We start from the raw sequence: 19,030 nt of genomic DNA on the forward strand, positions 1-19,030 counted from the left end.
ATGCAACTGAATTCCACCGAAATCAGCGAACTGATCAAGCAGCGCATTGCTCAGTTCAATGTAGTGAGCGAAGCTCACAATGAAGGTACTATTGTTTCCGTCAGCGACGGTATCATCCGCGCTCACGGTCTTGCCGAAGTGATGCAGGGTGAGATGATTTCTCTGCCGGGCAACCGTTATGCGATCGCACTAAACCTGGAGCGTGACTCTGTGGGTGCGGTGGTCATGGGGCCGTATACCGACCTGGCCGAAGGCATGAAGGTAAAATGTACTGGCCGTATTCTTGAAGTGCCGGTTGGCCGCGGTCTGCTGGGGCGCGTTGTGAATACGCTGGGCGCGCCAATTGATGGTAAAGGCCCGCTGGAGCACGATGGTTTCTCCGCTGTTGAAACGATTGCCCCTGGCGTTATCGAGCGTCAGTCAGTCGATCAGCCGGTACAGACGGGTTACAAGTCCGTCGATGCCATGATCCCGATCGGTCGTGGTCAGCGTGAGTTGATCATCGGCGACCGTCAAACCGGTAAAACCGCATTGGCTATCGATGCCATCATCAATCAGCGTGATTCCGGCATTAAGTGCGTCTACGTTGCTATCGGCCAGAAAGCCTCCACCATTTCCAACGTGGTGCGTAAACTGGAAGAGCATGGCGCGCTGGAAAATACCATTGTGGTGGTTGCTACCGCGTCTGAATCCGCCGCGCTGCAATATCTGGCGCCGTATGCCGGTTGCGCGATGGGCGAGTACTTCCGCGACCGTGGTGAAGATGCGCTGATCATTTATGATGATCTGTCCAAACAAGCTGTCGCATATCGTCAGATTTCCCTGTTGCTGCGTCGTCCGCCAGGTCGTGAAGCTTATCCGGGCGACGTTTTCTATCTTCACTCCCGTTTGCTGGAACGTGCGGCGCGTGTAAACGTCGAATACGTTGAAGCATTCACCAAGGGTGAAGTGAAAGGGAAAACCGGTTCTCTCACTGCGCTGCCAATCATTGAAACGCAGGCGGGCGATGTTTCCGCGTTCGTTCCGACCAACGTTATTTCCATTACCGATGGTCAGATCTTCCTGGAATCCAACCTGTTTAACGCCGGTATCCGTCCCGCGGTTAACCCAGGGATCTCCGTATCCCGAGTAGGCGGCGCGGCACAGACCAAGATCATGAAAAAACTGTCCGGCGGTATCCGTACCGCATTGGCGCAGTATCGTGAACTGGCCGCGTTTTCTCAGTTTGCATCCGATCTGGATGATGCAACGCGCAAACAGTTAAGCCACGGTCAGAAAGTGACCGAATTGTTGAAACAGAAACAGTATGCGCCGATGTCGGTTGCGCGGCAGTCTCTGGTTCTGTTTGCGGCGGAACGAGGTTATCTGGAAGACGTCGAACTGGCGAAAGTCGGTGGTTTTGAAGCGGCGCTGCTGGCTTATGCAGACCGTGAGCATGGCGAACTTCTGCAACAAATCGACCAGACTGGCGCTTATAACGATGAGATCGAGGGTAAATTCAAATCCATCCTCGATACCTTTAAGGCAACACAGTCCTGGTAAGGCCCGGCGGCCTGCTGTAAAGCAGGCCGCAAGGCATTGAGGAGAAGCAAAAGATGGCTGGCGCAAAAGAGATACGTAGTAAGATCGCAAGCGTCCAGAACACGCAGAAGATCACTAAAGCGATGGAAATGGTCGCCGCTTCCAAAATGCGTAAATCGCAGGATCGTATGGCGGCCAGCCGTCCTTATGCGGAAACCATTCGCAACGTGATCGGTCACCTTGCGTTGGGAAATCTGGAATATAAACACCCGTACCTGGAAGAGCGTGACGTTAAGCGCGTTGGGTATCTGGTGGTGTCTACTGACCGTGGCCTGTGCGGTGGTTTGAACATTAACCTGTTTAAAAAGCTGCTGGCTGATATGAAAACCTGGAGCGAAAAAGGCGTTGAAACCGATTTAGCGCTGATTGGCTCCAAAGCGGTTTCCTTTTTCGGTTCAGTAGGCGGCAACATTGTTGCTCAGGTCACCGGCATGGGGGATAACCCTTCCGTGTCGGAATTGATCGGTCCGGTGAAAGTTATGCTGCAAGCCTACGATGAAGGTCGTCTGGACAAACTGTATGTCGTGAGCAACAAGTTCATCAATACCATGTCTCAGGAACCGCTTATTGTTCAGCTATTACCGTTACCGCCCGCGGACGATGGTGAGTTGAAGAAAAAAGCCTGGGATTACCTGTATGAGCCCGATCCCAAGTCGCTGCTGGATACCCTGTTGCGCCGTTATGTGGAATCTCAGGTTTATCAGGGCGTCGTAGAAAACCTGGCCAGTGAACAGGCTGCGCGAATGGTGGCGATGAAAGCCGCGACCGACAACGGCGGTAGCCTGATCAAAGAGTTGCAGTTGGTCTACAACAAAGCTCGTCAGGCCAGTATCACTCAGGAACTCACCGAAATCGTCGGGGGAGCCTCCGCGGTTTAAAGCAGGTTTACGAATTACGTATTGTCGAATTACGTAGAGGATTCAAGATGGCTACTGGAAAGATTATCCAGGTAATCGGCGCCGTGGTGGACGTCGAGTTCCCGCAAGATGCCGTACCGAAAGTGTACGATGCGCTTGAGGTAAAGAACGGCGCTGAAAAATTGGTGCTGGAAGTAGAGCAGCAGTTGGGCGGCGGCGTTGTTCGCTGTATCGCAATGGGGTCTTCCGACGGTCTGCGTCGTGGGTTGGATGTCGCTAACCTGGGACACCCGATTGAAGTACCGGTTGGCAAGGCAACACTGGGTCGCATCATGAACGTACTGGGCGAACCGGTCGACATGAAAGGCGATATCGGCGAAGAAGAGCGTTGGGCGATTCACCGCGCGGCGCCGACCTATGAAGAACTGTCAAGCTCACAGGAACTGCTGGAGACCGGCATCAAGGTTATCGACCTGATGTGTCCGTTCGCCAAAGGCGGTAAAGTCGGTCTGTTCGGCGGCGCCGGCGTGGGTAAAACGGTAAACATGATGGAGTTGATCCGTAACATCGCGATCGAGCACTCCGGTTACTCCGTATTCGCCGGCGTGGGCGAGCGTACCCGTGAAGGTAACGACTTCTACCACGAAATGACCGATTCCAACGTTATCGATAAAGTATCGCTGGTCTATGGTCAGATGAACGAGCCGCCGGGTAACCGTCTGCGCGTGGCGCTGACCGGGCTGACTATGGCGGAAAAATTCCGTGATGAAGGCCGTGACGTACTGCTGTTCGTCGATAACATCTATCGTTACACCCTGGCCGGTACGGAAGTCTCCGCCCTGTTGGGTCGTATGCCTTCAGCGGTAGGTTATCAGCCGACGCTGGCGGAAGAGATGGGCGTGCTGCAAGAACGTATCACTTCCACCAAAACCGGTTCTATCACTTCCGTTCAGGCCGTTTACGTTCCTGCGGATGACTTGACCGACCCATCGCCGGCCACCACCTTCGCCCACCTGGATGCGACTGTGGTACTGAGCCGTCAGATCGCCTCTCTGGGTATTTACCCGGCGGTTGACCCGCTGGATTCCACCAGCCGTCAGCTTGATCCGCTGGTTGTGGGGCAAGAACACTATGATGTCGCCCGTGGCGTGCAGTCTATTCTGCAACGTTATCAGGAACTGAAAGATATCATTGCGATTTTGGGTATGGACGAACTGTCTGAGGATGACAAACTGGTCGTATCCCGTGCGCGTAAGATCCAGCGCTTCCTGTCGCAGCCGTTCTTCGTGGCGGAAGTGTTTACCGGTTCACCGGGTAAATACGTATCCCTGAAAGATACCATCCGCGGCTTTAAAGGTATCATGGACGGCGAATACGACCATCTGCCAGAGCAGGCGTTCTATATGGTTGGTTCCATTGAAGAAGCAGTGGAAAAAGCTAAGAAACTGTAACGCCTTGTAGGAGGGTGATATGGCTGCTATGACTTACCATCTGGATGTCGTTAGTGCGGAACAGCAAATGTTCTCCGGTCTGGTGCAGAAAATCCAGGTGACGGGGAGCGAAGGCGAACTGGGTATTTATCCGGGACATGCCCCTCTGCTCACTGCCATTAAGCCCGGTATGGTTCGTATCGTTAAACAGCACGGTGAAGAAGAGTATATCTACCTTTCCGGCGGCGTTCTTGAAGTGCAGCCGAATATGGTGACCGTACTGTCAGATACCGCTATCCGTGGGCAGGATCTGGATGAAGCGCGCTCGCTGGAAGCGAAACGTAAGGCAGAAGAGCATATTCGAAGTTCGCATGGCGATGTGGATTATGCTCAGGCTTCTGCTGAGTTGACCAAAGCGATTGCCAAACTGCGCGTTATCGAACTGACCAGAAAAGCGATGTAACAGATAAGCGTGTTATAAAATAAAGGCCAGTGGGTTTATACCCACTGGCCTTTTTGCATTCATGCGCTTTTATTGGCGTCGTCAGCAACCCCGCAAGCTCTCCAGTCAACAATGTTTATGTTCAGTTTGCTGGATGGATCCAGCCGTTTTATCCCGCTATTTTTAAACATTGCCTTTCAGAAAAAAACCATGAAAAACTGTCTGCTTTCAGTACAAGTTTCGGTACACTCAGATTATTGTTTTGCTCACCTCTTTTGATTGTCCGCCAACCCGTATTTGTCAGGATGCTTATGTCGAATAGCGCTATGAGTGTGGTTATCCTTGCCGCTGGTAAAGGAACTCGCATGTATTCCGATCTTCCTAAAGTTTTGCACCCGTTAGCGGGTAAACCGATGGTGCAGCATGTGATTGACGCCGCGATGACAACCGGTGCGCAGCATGTTCATATGGTTTATGGGCACGGCGGCGATTTGTTGAAGCGTGAACTGCGCGATCCGGCACTGAACTGGGTATTGCAGGCAGAACAGTTGGGGACGGGGCATGCTATGCAACAGGCCGCGCCCTATTTTGCCGATGATGAAGATATTCTGATGCTGTACGGCGATGTGCCGCTAATTTCTCCCTCAACGCTGAACCGTTTATTACAGGCGAAACCGCAAGGGGGAATTGGCTTACTGACGGTAAAGCTGGATGATCCCGCCGGTTATGGCCGTATCGTGCGTGAGAACGGTGCGGTGGTGGGGATTGTTGAACATAAAGACGCCAACGAAGAGCAGCGCCGGATTAATGAAATCAATACCGGCATTCTGGTCGCCAACGGCAAAGATTTGAAGCGCTGGTTAAGCCGGTTGAATAACGACAATGCGCAAGGCGAGTATTACATTACCGATATCATTGCCATGGCCGCAGCGGAAGGCAACAGGATTGAAACGGTGCATCCCGATCGTTTAAGTGAAGTTGAAGGGGTGAATAACCGCTTGCAGTTGTCGGCGCTGGAGTGTGTTTATCAACTTGAACAGGCACAGCAACTGCTGTTGGCGGGCGTTATGCTGCTTGATCCGCATCGTTTTGATCTGCGTGGTGAATTGACGTATGGCCGTGATGTTATCATTGACGTCAATGTGGTGCTGGAAGGCCGTGTTCAGCTTGGCGACCGGGTAAAAATCGGCTCGGGCTGCGTCATCAGGAACGCGATTATTGGTGATGATTGCGAAATCAGCCCATACTCAGTACTGGAAGACGCGGTGCTGGAGGCTGAGTGTACGGTGGGACCGTTCGCTCGTCTGCGTCCGGGGGCTGAACTGGCGCAAGGCGCGCATGTCGGCAATTTCGTGGAACTGAAAAAGGCGCGTCTGGGCAAGGGTTCAAAAGCGGGCCACCTCAGCTATCTGGGCGATGCGGAGATTGGGGCTGGCGTGAATATCGGCGCGGGAACCATTACCTGTAACTATGATGGCGCCAACAAACATAAAACGATCATCGGCGACGATGTGTTTGTGGGCTCGGATACGCAATTGGTGGCGCCGGTTACGGTGGCGGCAGGCGCCACTATCGCCGCTGGCACGACGGTGATGAAAGATGTAAACGGCGCGGAGCTCGTCTATAACCGTAAAGAGCAGAACCAAAAAGCGGGCTGGCGGCGGCCAGTGAAGAAGAGATAATCCGGTTTTCGCCTTCGCCTTCGCCTTCGCCTTCGCCTTCGCCTTCGCCTTCGCCGACGGCGGAGGCTGTTTTGCCCTGTGTTTTGATGATCGGTCAAAAGCGCACGGCAAAACATAATAATCCCCAACTCTCTACAAGGCTCGGGGAACCCGGAAAAACCGGAACAATCAGGTCTAAGACATCTCTGGTGACACAATATGTCACTTTTATAGGAATACAATCGATGTGTGGAATTGTAGGCGCAGTCGCGCAACGTGATATCGCAGAAATTTTGTTGGAAGGTTTACGCCGCCTTGAATACCGTGGTTATGATTCAGCGGGGCTGGCGGTGGTGGACGGTGAAGGGCAGGTTTCTCGCTTGCGGCGTTTGGGAAAGGTTCAGATTCTGGCTCAGGCCGCCGAAAAGCATGCGCTGAAGGGCGGCACCGGGATTGCCCATACCCGATGGGCAACGCACGGTGAACCCTCAGAGGTCAATGCGCATCCCCATGTTTCTGAAAACATTATCATCGTTCATAACGGGATTATTGAAAACCACGAACCGTTGCGTGAACTGATGATTGAACGGGGTTACCGCTTTGTGTCAGAAACGGATACCGAAGTGGTTGCCCATCTGGTTCATTATGAACAAAAACAAAGCGGTGGTTCGCTGGTCGAGGTGGTTAAACGCGTGATCCCTCAATTGCGCGGCGCGTATGGCATGGTGGTGTTGGATAGCCGTGACCCAGGCGTACTGGTTGCCGCGCGTTCTGGTAGTCCGCTGGTTATCGGTCGCGGCATGGGGGAAAACTTTATTGCTTCCGACCAACTGGCGCTGTTGCCGGTTACCCGCCGTTTTATGTTTCTGGAAGAGGGCGACGTGGCGGAAATCACGCGTCGTGACGTTCGCGTATTTGATAAATCCGGCCAGCTTGCCGTGCGCGAAGAAATTGAATCGAAAGTCAATTACGATGCCGGTGACAAAGGGGCTTACCGGCATTACATGCAGAAAGAGATCTATGAGCAGCCGATGGCTATCAAAAACACCCTTGAAGGGCGTTTCAGTCACGGCGAGGTCAATCTTTCTGAATTAGGGCCGCAAGCGGATCAACTATTGGCGAATGTGCAGCATGTTCAGATTATCGCCTGCGGTACGTCTTACAATTCCGGTATGGTGGCCCGTTACTGGTTTGAAGCGCTGGCGGGCGTGCCGTGTGATGTGGAAATCGCCTCCGAATTTCGCTATCGCCAACCGGCGGTACGACAAAACAGCCTGATGATTACCCTGTCTCAGTCCGGTGAAACAGCGGATACGTTGGCTGCGCTGCGTTTATCCAAGGAACTGGGATATCTGGGCTCACTGGCTATTTGTAATGTTGCCGGCTCCTCGCTGGTGCGTGAATCCGATCTGTCGCTGATGACCAAGGCCGGGGTGGAAATCGGCGTGGCCTCCACCAAAGCCTTCACGACGCAACTCACCGTTCTGCTGATGCTGGTGGCGCGTATTGGCCGTCTGCGTGGTATGGATGCGAAGACAGAGCAGGATATCGTACACGGTTTGCAGGCGCTGCCTGCGCGAATCGAGCAAATGCTGTCGCAGGATAAGCTCATCGAGTCGCTGGCTGAAGGTTTCTCTGATAAGCATCATGCGCTGTTTCTGGGGCGTGGCGATCAGTATCCTATCGCAATGGAAGGGGCGTTGAAGCTGAAAGAAATCTCCTATATCCATGCGGAGGCCTATGCTGCGGGTGAACTGAAGCACGGTCCGCTGGCGTTGATTGATGCGGATATGCCGGTGGTGGTGGTGGCGCCCAACAATGAGTTGCTGGAAAAACTGAAATCCAATATTGAAGAAGTCCGGGCACGCGGCGGCGAGCTCTATGTGTTTGCCGACGAAGATGCGGGTTTCACCAGCAGCGAGAACATGAAGATTATTCCGCTGCCGCACATTGAAGAGGTGATTGCGCCGATTTTCTACACCGTGCCGCTACAGTTGCTGGCTTACCATGTGGCGCTGATCAAAGGTACGGACGTCGATCAGCCGCGTAATCTGGCCAAGTCGGTGACGGTTGAGTAATCAGTAAGCGTTGACTAAAAATGAAGGTAAATATTGCATATCATCGTTTACCTTCATTCATGCTTTTTGATGAGCGTACTTTCAGAACTCCTCCTCTCACGTTGTTATCGTCATAAAACCGTAACATTATCGACATTTTACTGTCACTCAATTGACCTATTTTTCCTTCTGCAAACTACACTCTGATTAATAACGACTCTGGGTCTACATTTCCAGTATCCCATGGGAGGGATTATGAAACTGATGCGTACCACTATTGCCAGTATCGTTGCGGCAAGTTTTTCTCTGACAGCGGTTTCCGCTTTTGCTGCCACCAACCTCACTGGCGCTGGTGCGACATTTCCTGCGCCAGTCTATGCTAAGTGGGCTGATTCCTATCAAAAAGAGACGGGGAATAAAGTTAACTACCAAGGGATTGGATCTTCAGGTGGTGTAAAACAAATTATTGCCAAAACCGTTGATTTTGGTGCGTCTGATGCGCCATTATCTGACGAAAAATTGGCCCAGGATGGTCTGTTCCAGTTCCCGACCGTTATTGGCGGCGTGGTGCTGGCGGTAAACATTCCGGGTATCAAATCAGGCGATTTGACGCTGGATGGCAAAACGCTGGGTGATATCTACCTGGGCAAAATCAAAAAATGGAATGATCCGGCTATCACCAAATTGAATCCGAATGCCAAACTGCCGGATCAGGATATTGCCGTGGTGCGCCGTGCGGATGGTTCCGGCACCTCTTTCGTGTTTACCAGCTATCTGGCGAAAGTGAATCCTGAATGGAAAGAAAAAATCGGTTCAGGCTCCACCGTAAACTGGCCGACCGGTCTGGGTGGTAAGGGAAATGACGGTATTGCCGCGTTCGTACAGCGTCTGCCGGGTTCTATCGGCTATGTTGAGTACGCTTACGCCAAGCAGAACAATCTGGCATATACCAAACTGATGTCTGCTGATGGTAAAGTCGTCAGCCCGACCGGTGAAAGTTTCAGTAATGCGGCTAAAGGCGCAGACTGGAGCCAGTCTTTCGCTCAGGATCTGACTAACCAGAAAGGCGATGACGCCTGGCCTATTAGTTCCACCACGTTTATTCTGATACAGAAAGATCAGCCCAAAGCCGAGCAGGGTACTGAAGTGCTAAAGTTCTTTGATTGGGCTTACAATAAAGGCGGCGATCAAGCTACAGCGCTGGATTATGCTACGTTGCCCAATGAAGTTGTTGAGCAGATTCGCGCCGCATGGAAAACTCAGATAAAAGACAGCAGCGGTAAGCCGCTCTATTAAAATATTTCTGCGAAATGGCTTGCGTTGTACCGCAGAGACATTCGCAGAAAGGTTAAAGGTTGTATCAAGGCGAAGAGGTGATTATCACCTCTTCGCCTTAAACAACTCTTGTATTATCAAATGCAGTTAATATCGAGAAGAGAGACGCATGGCTGAGTACAAGCCAACTATCAAAGCCCCAGGGAAACATGGCGATATCATTTTTGGCGCGCTGGTTAAACTGGCTGCGTTGATTACGCTGTTGTTGCTTGGGGGCATTATTGTTTCCCTGATTGTGGCGTCCTGGCCCAGCATCGAAAAGTTTGGTTTTGCTTTTCTGTGGACTAAGGACTGGGATGCGCCAGCCGAACAATTCGGCGCGTTGGTGCCTATTTACGGCACCATTGTTACCTCGCTGATTGCGCTGATTATCGCCATTCCGATCAGTTTCGGGATCGCGCTGTTTCTAACCGAACTGGCACCCAACTGGCTGAAGCGTCCGCTGGGGGTGGCGATTGAACTGCTGGCCGCGATCCCAAGTATTGTTTACGGTATGTGGGGCTTGTTCATTTTCGCGCCATTATTCGCCAAATATTTTCAGCAGCCGGTGGGTAATGTGCTGTCGGGCATTCCGATTGTGGGCACGTTATTCTCCGGCCCGGCCTTTGGTATCGGTATTCTGGCGGCCGGCGTGATTCTGGCCATCATGATAATTCCGTACATCGCCGCCGTAATGCGTGATGTGTTTGAACAAACCCCGGTGATGATGAAAGAGTCCGCCTACGGTATCGGCTGCACTACCTGGGAAGTGATTTGGCACATTGTTCTGCCTTATACCAAAAATGGGGTGATTGGCGGCATTATGCTGGGGCTGGGGCGTGCTTTGGGGGAAACCATGGCGGTGACCTTCATTATCGGCAACACCTACCAGTTGGATAGCGTATCGCTGTATATGCCTGGCAACAGTATCACCTCGGCATTGGCTAATGAGTTCGCCGAAGCCGAGTCCGGCCTGCATACTGCGGCGCTGATGGAGTTGGGACTGATCCTGTTTGTGATTACCTTTATTGTCCTGGCGTGTTCAAAACTGATGATCATGCGTCTGACAAAGAATGAGGGAGCAAGCTGATGGCGGCGTTAAGTATGGAACAAGAAGCGGCGCTGGCGCGTTCAAGACACAAGATGCAGGCCTGGCGGCGTAATAAGAACCGTATCGCTTTATGTTTATCCATGATCACTATGCTTTTTGGTCTGTTTTGGCTGGTGTGGATCTTGTTCTCAACCATTACCAAAGGGGTGGATGGGATGTCGCTGGCGTTATTTACAGAAATGACGCCGCCGCCCAATACCCCCGGCGGCGGATTGGCCAATGCCATTGTCGGCAGCGGGCTGCTGATCCTGTGGGCAACGCTGTTGGGAACCCCGCTTGGCATTATGGCGGGTATCTATCTGGCGGAATATGGCCGTAAATCCTGGGTTGCCGAAGTTATCCGTTTTATTAACGATATTCTGCTCTCAGCGCCGTCAATTGTGGTCGGGCTTTTCGTCTATACGTTGGTGGTGGCGAAAATGCAGCATTTTTCCGGCTGGGCCGGGGTAATCGCGCTGGCGTTGTTGCAGGTGCCGATTGTGATCCGCACCACGGAAAATATGCTCAAGCTGATACCCGATAGCCTGCGTGAAGCCGCTTACGCATTGGGTACGCCAAAGTGGAAAATGATTTCCGCCATTACGTTAAAAGCCTCGATATCCGGCATCATGACCGGGATTTTGCTGGCGATAGCGCGTATTGCGGGAGAAACCGCCCCGCTGTTGTTCACTTCGCTATCGAATCAGTTCTGGAGCACGGATCTGATGCACCCAATCGCTAACTTGCCGGTTACTATCTTCAAATTTGCCATGAGTCCGTTTATCGAATGGCAACAGTTGGCCTGGGCGGGCGTGCTGCTGATCACGATGTGTGTTCTATTGTTGAATATTTTGGCGCGCGTTATTTTTTCCGCTAAGAAACATTAAATAAATTCAAGGCGTTGCCAGGCAGCGCCGGTGTAAAAGAGAGAAGTCTTGATGAGTATGGCGACAAAGACATCCACCAGCAAAATCCAGGTCCGCAATCTGAACTTCTATTATGGCAAGTTCCACGCGTTAAAAGACATTACGCTGGATATTGCCGCCAATCAGGTTACGGCGTTTATCGGTCCTTCCGGCTGTGGGAAGTCCACGCTGCTGCGTACGTTGAATAAAATGTATCAGCTTTACCCGGAACAACGCGCCGAAGGCGATATTTTACTGGATGGCAATAACATCCTGACGGATAAGCAGGATATCGCATTGCTGCGTGCCAAGGTCGGTATGGTTTTCCAGAAACCGACGCCGTTCCCCATGTCGATTTACGACAATATTGCGTTTGGCGTGCGGTTGTTTGAAAAGCTATCCCGCGCCGATATGGATAAACGGGTGCAGTGGGCGCTGACCAAAGCGGCATTGTGGCACGAAACCAAAGATAAGCTGCACCAGAGCGGCTACAGCTTGTCCGGCGGTCAACAGCAGCGTCTGTGTATTGCGCGCGGCATCGCGATTCGCCCGGATGTGCTGTTGCTGGACGAACCCTGTTCCGCGCTCGATCCGATTTCCACTGGCAGAATCGAAGAACTGATTTCCGAACTGAAGAAAGATTACACCGTGGTTATTGTCACCCACAATATGCAGCAGGCGGCGCGTTGCTCAGACCATACTGCGTTTATGTATCTGGGCGAACTGATCGAATTCAGCGATACCGACACTCTGTTCACCGCACCGCGGCAGAAACAGACCGAAGATTACATCACTGGCCGTTACGGTTGATTAGGAAGCATCATGGATAATCTGAATCTGAACAAACATATTTCCGGTCAGTTTAATGCCGAACTGGAGCATATCCGCACTCAGGTGTTAACGATGGGCGGGCTGGTGGAGCAACAACTGACCGATGCCATCACCGCGATGCATAATCAGGATGAGGAACTGGCTCAGCGGGTGGTGGAAGCCGACGCCAAGGTTAACATGATGGAGGTCGCGATTGATGAAGCCTGCGTGCGCATTATCGCCAAACGTCAGCCCACCGCCAGCGACTTGCGTCTGGTCATGGCGATCATCAAGACAATTTCCGAACTGGAACGTATGGGTGATGTGGCGGATAAAATCTGCCGCACCGCGCTAGAGAAATTCTCCCATCAGCACCAGCCGTTGCTGGTCAGTCTGGAATCGCTGGGACGCCATACCGTGCAAATGCTGCATGACGTATTGGACGCGTTTGCCCGTATGGATCTGGATGAAGCGGTGCGTATTTATCGCGAAGATAAAAAGGTCGATAAAGAGTACGAAGGCATTGTTCGTCAACTTATGACTTACATGATGGAAGACTCGCGTACCATTCCAAGCGTGCTGACGGCGTTATTCTGCGCCCGGTCCATTGAGCGTATTGGCGACCGTTGCCAGAATATCTGCGAATTTATCTTCTATTTCGTCAAAGGACAGGATTTCCGCCATCTGGGTGGCGACGCGCTGGAAAAACTGTTGATTGAGAAAGACGCGCAAGATGCTCAGGATGCGAAAGACACAGAGTAATCTACGCCGGTTGTTTATTCTGGAAAACGCGCCGCTTGCCGGGCGTTTTCCCTTTTTTTAGCGCTTCATTTTAGATAATTAAGCCGAGGTAAAATAAATAGATGCTATCTTTCATTCTCTTATCTGGTGAATGAAAAATAGTATTCCCTTTCCTTCTCTTTCTACGCCATTTTTCACACCTGAATATAATTTATTTTTATATTTAATGGATTCGATATTTTACCGTGCAATTATCCTGTCTTGCTTTTCCATAGTGCAATATGAACACCAAATGCACTATTAGCGTACCGCGGAAAAAAGAAAAACTTATAACAAAAAATGAAATTTTTCATTTATCGCGGCGTAGGATTCAAAAATAAAGCACGCCACGTCTGCGGTTTCTACTTTTTAGAAAGCTCTCACCTAAAATTAGTAAGGATATAAACCGGTGGTTGGCTTCAGTCTTGCAATGAATACCAAGTGAAGATTCATCATTTACCCTTCATCTTTCATATTGCAGGCGTAGCGGCTTAAATCATGCCTCCCCAGGCGTTCCGGGGCGCACAATGGCTGGCTTAATGCACTTTGGGTGATGGGGTATCGCTATTTTATTTTTTCATTGATGGTATGGAGAATAGCATGACTCGTTCCCTGGCAAGACTGATAAAGAAATATACTTTATCCGCATTATTGATAGGTTTCGCCTCACACAGCTATGCGGGAAAACAGGATGATACGTTGGTTTATGCCTCGGATAACGAGGTGGAAAATGTTAGCCCTTACCACAATACATTGCGTGAGGGCGTCATTCTTTCCAACCTGGTGTGGGACCGTCTGATCTATCGCGATCCCAAAACGGGTGAATATGAACCTCAACTGGCGGCCGGTTGGGAATGGGATTCGCCGGAAATTCTGGTGTTGCGTTTGCGTAAAGGCATCAAATTCCATAATGGCGACGATTTTACCGCGGATGATGTGGTTTATACGTTTACCAATATTGCCGGTGATAATACCGGTTCCGTGATGCCGCAGAGCGTTAACTGGATAAAAGAAACCGAAAAGGTGGATGATTATACGGTAAAACTGCATCTTAAAAAGCCGTTCCCGGCAGCGCTGGAATATTTGTCCGGTCCAACGCCTATCCTCCCCGCCAAATATTTCGAGAAGGTCAAACTGGCTGGTTTCAGCAAAGCGCCTATCGGTACAGGGCCTTACAAAATCACCAGCGTGACGCCGGCACAAGGCGTGATGATGGAAAAGAACCCGGATTACTTTAAGGACAGTCCACTCGGACAGCCCAAAATCGGTAAGCTGAAATTTGAGGTCATCCGCGATCCGGAAACCCGGTTGGCGCAGTTGATGACCGGTCAGGTCGACTGGATCTGGCGGGTATCCTCGGATCAGATGTCTTCACTGGAAGCGATGCCGAATATTACGGTGAACAGCGGCGAAACCATGCGCGTGGGTTTCCTGGCGCTAAACATCAATGCCAATGGTCCTGAAGGCGAACCGCTGAAAGATCTGCGCGTGCGCCAGGCGATTAACTACGCCATCAACCGTAAGGGTATTGTCGATAATCTGGTGCGTGGCGGCAGTCAGCCGGTGTATTCCGCCTGCTTCCAGGCGCAGACCGCCTGTAACACCAGCAAGGTCATCAAGTATGACTACAACCCGGAAAAAGCCAAACAGTTGCTGGCGGAAGCGGGCTACCCCAACGGCTTTGACACGGATATCTGGGCTTACCGTGAGCGTGATTATGCGGAAGCGATCATCGGCGACTTGCGCAAGGTCGGTATTCGTGCCCGTCTGCACTATGTTCAGTATCAGGTGATGTCCGCCGATCTGATTTCCGGCAAAGCGCCGATGGGAATTCGTACCTGGGGCTCTTATTCCATCAATGATGCGTCCGCGTTCGTCACGCCTTACTTTGGCGGCGCCGGCGACGATATCTGGAAAGACGCCGAAGTGACCAGCATGCTGGAAAAAGCCGATCAGACCATCGATCCAAAAGCGCGTAGCGCGCAATACGCAGATGTACTGGGCCGTATTTCATCCCAGGCTTATTTGGCGCCGCTGTTTTCCTACTCAACCAACTACGCCTATACCTCCGACCTGAGCTTTGACAGTTGGCCGGATGAATTGCCGCGTTTTGCCTTGGCTAGCTGGAAATAACACGTTGACGGGGAATCAATCCACGCATTGATTCCCAGTTCCCACGAGCATTTGGTGAGAACGAGGAACTGTTCATGATTATCTATATTTTACATCGGCTTCTGGTTGCACTGGCGGTACTGTTTACCGTCGCCGTAGTCAGTTTCTCTCTCTTGAACCTTTCCGGCGATCTGGCGGCGGCCATTGCCGGGCCTGACGCCACGGCTGATGTGGTGGAAAGCATCCGGGTGCAATATGGGTTGGATCAGCCGTTAACCACGCAGTTTATGCACTGGATGTGGTCGGCGTTGCATCTCGATTTCGGGCGCTCCTTCTATTTTGAAAACACGGTGATGGAACTGGTTGGGCAGAGAATGCCGGTGACGCTGAAGCTGGGCGTGGTGTCCCTGTTGCTGGCGTTGGTGGTGGCCATTCCTCTTGGCGTGTTGGCGGCGGTGTTCCGCGATACCTGGATTGACCGGTTATCCATTTTTATTTCGGTGATCGGACAGGCCATGCCGAACTTCTGGTTTGCCCTAATCCTGATCCTCATCTTTGCCGTTGGGCTTAAATGGGTGCCGGTGGCAGGCAACAGCAGTTGGCAGAATTTTGTCTTACCGGCGATTGCGCTGGGTTATTACGCGATGCCGTCCCTGATGCGCCTGACGCGCTCCGGCATGTTGGATGTGCTGGGCTCGGATTACATCCGTACCGCGCGGGCAAAGGGGCTGAGCACCTTCAACGTGATTGTGAAGCACGGTCTGCGTAACGCCATTATTCCTGTGGTGGCGCTGGCGACGGTTGAACTGGGTTTTATGTTGGGCGGATCTGTGGTGATTGAATCCATCTTCGCGCTGCAAGGGTTGGGACAACTGGCGTGGGATTCCATCTCCCGCAATGATTTCCCGGTAGTTCAGGCCATCGTATTGATTATCTCAGTGTTTTATATCGGGCTGACATTTTTGGCGGATGTCCTTAATGCGGCGTTAGATCCGCGCTTACGTACCCAATAAGGAGCTTCCATGAAATCGTCATCATCTCTTTCTTCAACACTGGCGGCGAAAGCGCCGGTGGCGGAACCGGGATTGGCCCCTGAGCCAACCCCAATGCGGCGCTGGCTGAAGACCATACTGGGACATCACAGTATGACGCTGGGCCTGATTATTATCGGCGTGATTATCGTGGCGGCGATCTTCGCGCCGTTTATCAGCCCGCACGATCCCTATGCGCAGGATGTCAGCCAGCGTTTGATCCCTCCGGTATGGCATGAAAAAGGAAGCTGGGAGCATGTGTTGGGAACCGACAAACTGGGACGCGACTACCTGAGCCGCCTGCTATACGGCGCGCGGGTATCAATGATTATCGGGTTGGTTGCCGTGGTGGTTTCCGGGTTTATCGGCGTCACGCTGGGGATTCTGGCGGGCTATTTTGGCGGCCGGGTGGATTCCGTCGTCAGCTATATCCTGACGGTTCGCCTCTCCATGCCGGTGATTCTGGTGGCGCTGGCGACGGCGGCGTTGGTGGGCGGATCGGTAAAGGTGGTTATTCTGCTGCTTGGTTTACTGCTGTGGGACCGTTTTCTGATTGTTTCGCGATCGGTGACGCGTCAACTACGTGAGGCCGAGTTTATTGCGGCGGCCAGAACGCTGGGCGCCTCGTCGCTGTTCATTATGTTGCGGGAGATTCTGCCTAATCTGATCGGGCCGTTGACGGTGGTGGCGACGCTGGAAATCGCGCACGCCATTCTGCTGGAAGCGACGCTCTCTTTCCTGGGGCTTGGGGTTCAGCCGCCGATGCCGTCATGGGGACTGATGATAGCGGAAGGCAAGGCTTACATGTTCTTTCAACCCTGGGTAATTCTGATTCCCGGCATTGTGCTGGCGGTCGTGGTGTTGGGGATCAATCTGGTGGGCGATGGCCTGCGGGATATCACCGCACTGGACGGACGTAACTGAGGAAATGGCCATGAAGAATGACATTCTGCTGGATGTAAAAAACCTGCGGGTTGATCTGCCCACGTCGCGCGGTACGTTGCACACGGTGCGCGGCATTGATTTTACGGTAAGCCGGGGTGAAATGTTGTGTCTGGTGGGAGAGTCCGGTTGCGGCAAATCCATGACCTCGCTGGCGTTGATGGACTTGCTGCCGCGCAAAGCGGTACGCACGGCGGACAGTATGCATTTCAAGGGAATGAATTTGCTTTCGCTGAAAAAACGTGACATCACCGCGTTGCGCGGCGATCAAATGTCAATGATTTTTCAGGAGCCGATGACCTCCCTCAACCCTTCTTTCACCCTGGGTAATCAGCTTTGTGAAACCCTGATGGCGCACCGCAAGGTATCGCAGGCCGAAGCCAGAGATCGGGCGGTATATCTGATGGAGCGGGTAGGCATTCCGATGGCGTCCGCCCGGCTTAATCAATATCCTCACCAGCTTTCCGGCGGTTTGCGCCAGCGCATCATGATCGCTATGGCGCTGATGTGCGAGCCGGATCTGATTATTGCCGATGAGCCCACCACCGCGCTGGACGTGACGATTCAGGCGCAGATCCTGCGTATGCTGCGTGAGCTTCAGCAGGAGCTTGGCACCGCCGTAATTTTCATCACTCACGATCTGGGCGTTGTGGCGCGTATCGCCGATCGGGTGGCGGTAATGTACGCCGGACAGATTGTGGAAACGGCGCCGGTGATGGAGCTATTTAACCAGCCACAGCACCCCTATACTCGCGCGTTGCTTGATTGTATTCCGGTTGCAGGAAAAACCGTGCCGGGTCAGCCGCTGAAAGCGATTCCCGGTGTGGTGCCCAGTCTGGTCGGCGTACAAACTGGCTGCGCATTCAGCAATCGTTGTGCGCATTGCAGCGATATCTGTCATCAGAACCCGCCGTATGTTCAGGTGACGTCTGATCATGAAGTGCGTTGCGTCCGGGCATTGAAGAAAGCGGAGGTGGCATGAATAATCAAATGAATCAACAAACCGGCGGTAATGATCAACAGATGGCCGCCGCGTTGCCGACGCATATTCCGGGCAATGTTAATATTGCGCTGGAATTGTGCGCGCTCACCAGGGTGTTCCGTTTGAATCACGGTCTGTTTACCCGCGCGGGCGAAATCCGCGCCGTGGATAACGTCTCGTTGCGTGTGCGCCGCGGCGAAACGCTGGGGCTGGTGGGCGAATCAGGCTGCGGGAAGAGTACGCTGGCAAAAATGCTACTGGGGCTGCTTGAGCCTACCTCCGGCAACGTGCTGATCGAAGGACGCGAGATTGACATCACCGAGCGCAAAGCCATGTCATCTCGCATTCAGCCGATTTTTCAAGACCCCTATTCGTCCCTTAATCCGCGGCGAACCGTTTCCGATATTGTGGAAGTGGCGTTGAATCTTCACAAGATCGGCACGCCCGAAGAAAGGAAAACGCGCGTCAAAGAGATGCTGGATGTGGTGGGCATGCCGGCCCGTACTCACAGTCAGTATCCCGGCCAGCTTTCAGGCGGTCAGCGTCAGCGGGTGGCGATTGCCAGAGCGCTGATTATGCGGCCTGAGATCCTCATTTGCGATGAACCCACTTCCGCATTGGATGTTTCCGTGCAGGCGCAGATCCTCAATTTGCTGCTTGAGCTTAAACAGGAGTTTGGCCTCACTTACCTGCTTATCAGCCACAACCTGTCGGTGGTGGAGCATCTGGTTGATCATGTGGCGGTGATGCAAAAAGGGGCGATTGTCGAACAGGGAACGCGTGAGCAGATTTTTCATTCACCGCAGCATCCGTATACCCGATCGCTGCTGGCTTCCGTGTTGACGCCAGAGCCGGGGTTGGGGATCCCCGATATCGAACGCCATTAACCGATAAGCGACCGTTCAATAACAGCATGACATCCCTGGGTGAGCGCCGGGGAGGGGCTTTGCTTGCCCGAATTCGAATAAACAGATACGGCATTACGCCCGAAAGTATTGGCCGCGAAAATATTGCCGTGACGCATGAATATCCAGAC

At 52.5% G+C, this 19,030-nt stretch carries 16 protein-coding genes; all 16 read left to right on the forward strand.

The window, feature by feature from the left end:
- Entirely contained in the window at positions 1-1,542 is a 1,542-nt protein-coding gene (gene atpA, locus DES54_RS10370) for a F0F1 ATP synthase subunit alpha (protein ID WP_113867105.1), read from the forward strand.
- Positions 1,543-1,595: 53 nt separating this feature from the next.
- On the forward strand, positions 1,596-2,459 hold the full coding sequence (gene atpG, locus DES54_RS10375) for a F0F1 ATP synthase subunit gamma (RefSeq protein ID WP_113867108.1): 864 nt from the start codon (positions 1,596-1,598) through the stop codon (positions 2,457-2,459).
- Between the two features lie 47 nt (positions 2,460-2,506).
- A complete protein-coding gene (gene atpD, locus DES54_RS10380; RefSeq protein WP_113867110.1) occupies positions 2,507-3,889 on the forward strand; it encodes a F0F1 ATP synthase subunit beta in 1,383 nt (460 codons plus the stop codon).
- Between the two features lie 28 nt (positions 3,890-3,917).
- Positions 3,918-4,331, forward strand: a complete 414-nt coding sequence (locus tag DES54_RS10385; RefSeq protein ID WP_169050520.1) for a F0F1 ATP synthase subunit epsilon — start codon at positions 3,918-3,920, stop codon at positions 4,329-4,331.
- Between the two features lie 290 nt (positions 4,332-4,621).
- Positions 4,622-5,992 (forward strand): bifunctional UDP-N-acetylglucosamine diphosphorylase/glucosamine-1-phosphate N-acetyltransferase GlmU, encoded by a 1,371-nt coding sequence (gene glmU, locus DES54_RS10390; protein ID WP_113867114.1) that lies wholly within the window; start codon positions 4,622-4,624, stop codon positions 5,990-5,992.
- Positions 5,993-6,216: 224 nt separating this feature from the next.
- Positions 6,217-8,049: a glutamine--fructose-6-phosphate transaminase (isomerizing) gene (gene glmS, locus DES54_RS10395; protein WP_113867116.1), complete on the forward strand. Its 1,833-nt coding sequence runs from the start codon at positions 6,217-6,219 to the stop codon at positions 8,047-8,049.
- Between the two features lie 234 nt (positions 8,050-8,283).
- Entirely contained in the window at positions 8,284-9,324 is a 1,041-nt protein-coding gene (pstS, locus tag DES54_RS10400; RefSeq protein ID WP_113867118.1) for a phosphate ABC transporter substrate-binding protein PstS, read from the forward strand.
- A 148-nt stretch (positions 9,325-9,472) separates the two neighbouring features.
- The gene (pstC, locus tag DES54_RS10405; RefSeq protein WP_113867120.1) at positions 9,473-10,432 is read left to right on the forward strand and encodes a phosphate ABC transporter permease PstC; all 960 of its coding nucleotides are present in this window, start codon (positions 9,473-9,475) and stop codon (positions 10,430-10,432) included.
- Positions 10,432-11,319: a phosphate ABC transporter permease PstA gene (pstA, locus tag DES54_RS10410; RefSeq protein WP_113867122.1), complete on the forward strand. Its 888-nt coding sequence runs from the start codon at positions 10,432-10,434 to the stop codon at positions 11,317-11,319. The genes pstC and pstA overlap by 1 nt, the downstream gene beginning before the upstream one ends.
- A gap of 51 nt (positions 11,320-11,370) precedes the next feature.
- Positions 11,371-12,147 (forward strand): phosphate ABC transporter ATP-binding protein PstB, encoded by a 777-nt coding sequence (gene pstB, locus DES54_RS10415; protein ID WP_113867124.1) that lies wholly within the window; start codon positions 11,371-11,373, stop codon positions 12,145-12,147.
- A gap of 12 nt (positions 12,148-12,159) precedes the next feature.
- Positions 12,160-12,909, forward strand: a complete 750-nt coding sequence (gene phoU, locus DES54_RS10420; protein WP_113867126.1) for a phosphate signaling complex protein PhoU — start codon at positions 12,160-12,162, stop codon at positions 12,907-12,909.
- Positions 12,910-13,527: 618 nt separating this feature from the next.
- A complete protein-coding gene (locus tag DES54_RS10425) occupies positions 13,528-15,060 on the forward strand; it encodes an ABC transporter substrate-binding protein (protein ID WP_240634996.1) in 1,533 nt (510 codons plus the stop codon).
- Between the two features lie 74 nt (positions 15,061-15,134).
- A complete protein-coding gene (locus DES54_RS10430) occupies positions 15,135-16,052 on the forward strand; it encodes an ABC transporter permease (RefSeq protein ID WP_113867128.1) in 918 nt (305 codons plus the stop codon).
- Positions 16,053-16,061: 9 nt separating this feature from the next.
- Entirely contained in the window at positions 16,062-16,994 is a 933-nt protein-coding gene (locus DES54_RS10435; protein WP_113867130.1) for an ABC transporter permease, read from the forward strand.
- Positions 16,995-17,004: 10 nt separating this feature from the next.
- Positions 17,005-17,994, forward strand: a complete 990-nt coding sequence (locus DES54_RS10440) for an ABC transporter ATP-binding protein (RefSeq protein ID WP_113867132.1) — start codon at positions 17,005-17,007, stop codon at positions 17,992-17,994.
- Between the two features lie 41 nt (positions 17,995-18,035).
- A complete protein-coding gene (locus DES54_RS10445; protein ID WP_113867176.1) occupies positions 18,036-18,881 on the forward strand; it encodes an ATP-binding cassette domain-containing protein in 846 nt (281 codons plus the stop codon).
- The last annotated feature ends 149 nt before the right edge of the window (positions 18,882-19,030 follow it).

Source organism: Brenneria salicis ATCC 15712 = DSM 30166 (genome assembly GCF_003315515.1).
Classification (GTDB): domain Bacteria; phylum Pseudomonadota; class Gammaproteobacteria; order Enterobacterales; family Enterobacteriaceae; genus Brenneria; species Brenneria salicis.

Bases quoted from the DNA above. Each gene is read 5' to 3' on its own strand.
- atpA (WP_113867105.1), top strand. From the start codon at position 1: ATGCAACTGAATTCCACCGAAATCAGCGAACTGATCAAGCAGCGCATT.
- atpG (WP_113867108.1), top strand. From the start codon at position 1,596: ATGGCTGGCGCAAAAGAGATACGTAGTAAGATCGCAAGCGTCCAGAAC.
- atpD (WP_113867110.1), top strand. From the start codon at position 2,507: ATGGCTACTGGAAAGATTATCCAGGTAATCGGCGCCGTGGTGGACGTC.
- DES54_RS10385 (WP_169050520.1), top strand. From the start codon at position 3,918: ATGACTTACCATCTGGATGTCGTTAGTGCGGAACAGCAAATGTTCTCC.
- glmU (WP_113867114.1), top strand. From the start codon at position 4,622: ATGTCGAATAGCGCTATGAGTGTGGTTATCCTTGCCGCTGGTAAAGGA.
- glmS (WP_113867116.1), top strand. From the start codon at position 6,217: ATGTGTGGAATTGTAGGCGCAGTCGCGCAACGTGATATCGCAGAAATT.
- pstS (WP_113867118.1), top strand. From the start codon at position 8,284: ATGAAACTGATGCGTACCACTATTGCCAGTATCGTTGCGGCAAGTTTT.
- pstC (WP_113867120.1), top strand. From the start codon at position 9,473: ATGGCTGAGTACAAGCCAACTATCAAAGCCCCAGGGAAACATGGCGAT.
- pstA (WP_113867122.1), top strand. From the start codon at position 10,432: ATGGCGGCGTTAAGTATGGAACAAGAAGCGGCGCTGGCGCGTTCAAGA.
- pstB (WP_113867124.1), top strand. From the start codon at position 11,371: ATGAGTATGGCGACAAAGACATCCACCAGCAAAATCCAGGTCCGCAAT.
- phoU (WP_113867126.1), top strand. From the start codon at position 12,160: ATGGATAATCTGAATCTGAACAAACATATTTCCGGTCAGTTTAATGCC.
- DES54_RS10425 (WP_240634996.1), top strand. From the start codon at position 13,528: ATGACTCGTTCCCTGGCAAGACTGATAAAGAAATATACTTTATCCGCA.
- DES54_RS10430 (WP_113867128.1), top strand. From the start codon at position 15,135: ATGATTATCTATATTTTACATCGGCTTCTGGTTGCACTGGCGGTACTG.
- DES54_RS10435 (WP_113867130.1), top strand. From the start codon at position 16,062: ATGAAATCGTCATCATCTCTTTCTTCAACACTGGCGGCGAAAGCGCCG.
- DES54_RS10440 (WP_113867132.1), top strand. From the start codon at position 17,005: ATGAAGAATGACATTCTGCTGGATGTAAAAAACCTGCGGGTTGATCTG.
- DES54_RS10445 (WP_113867176.1), top strand. From the start codon at position 18,036: ATGGCCGCCGCGTTGCCGACGCATATTCCGGGCAATGTTAATATTGCG.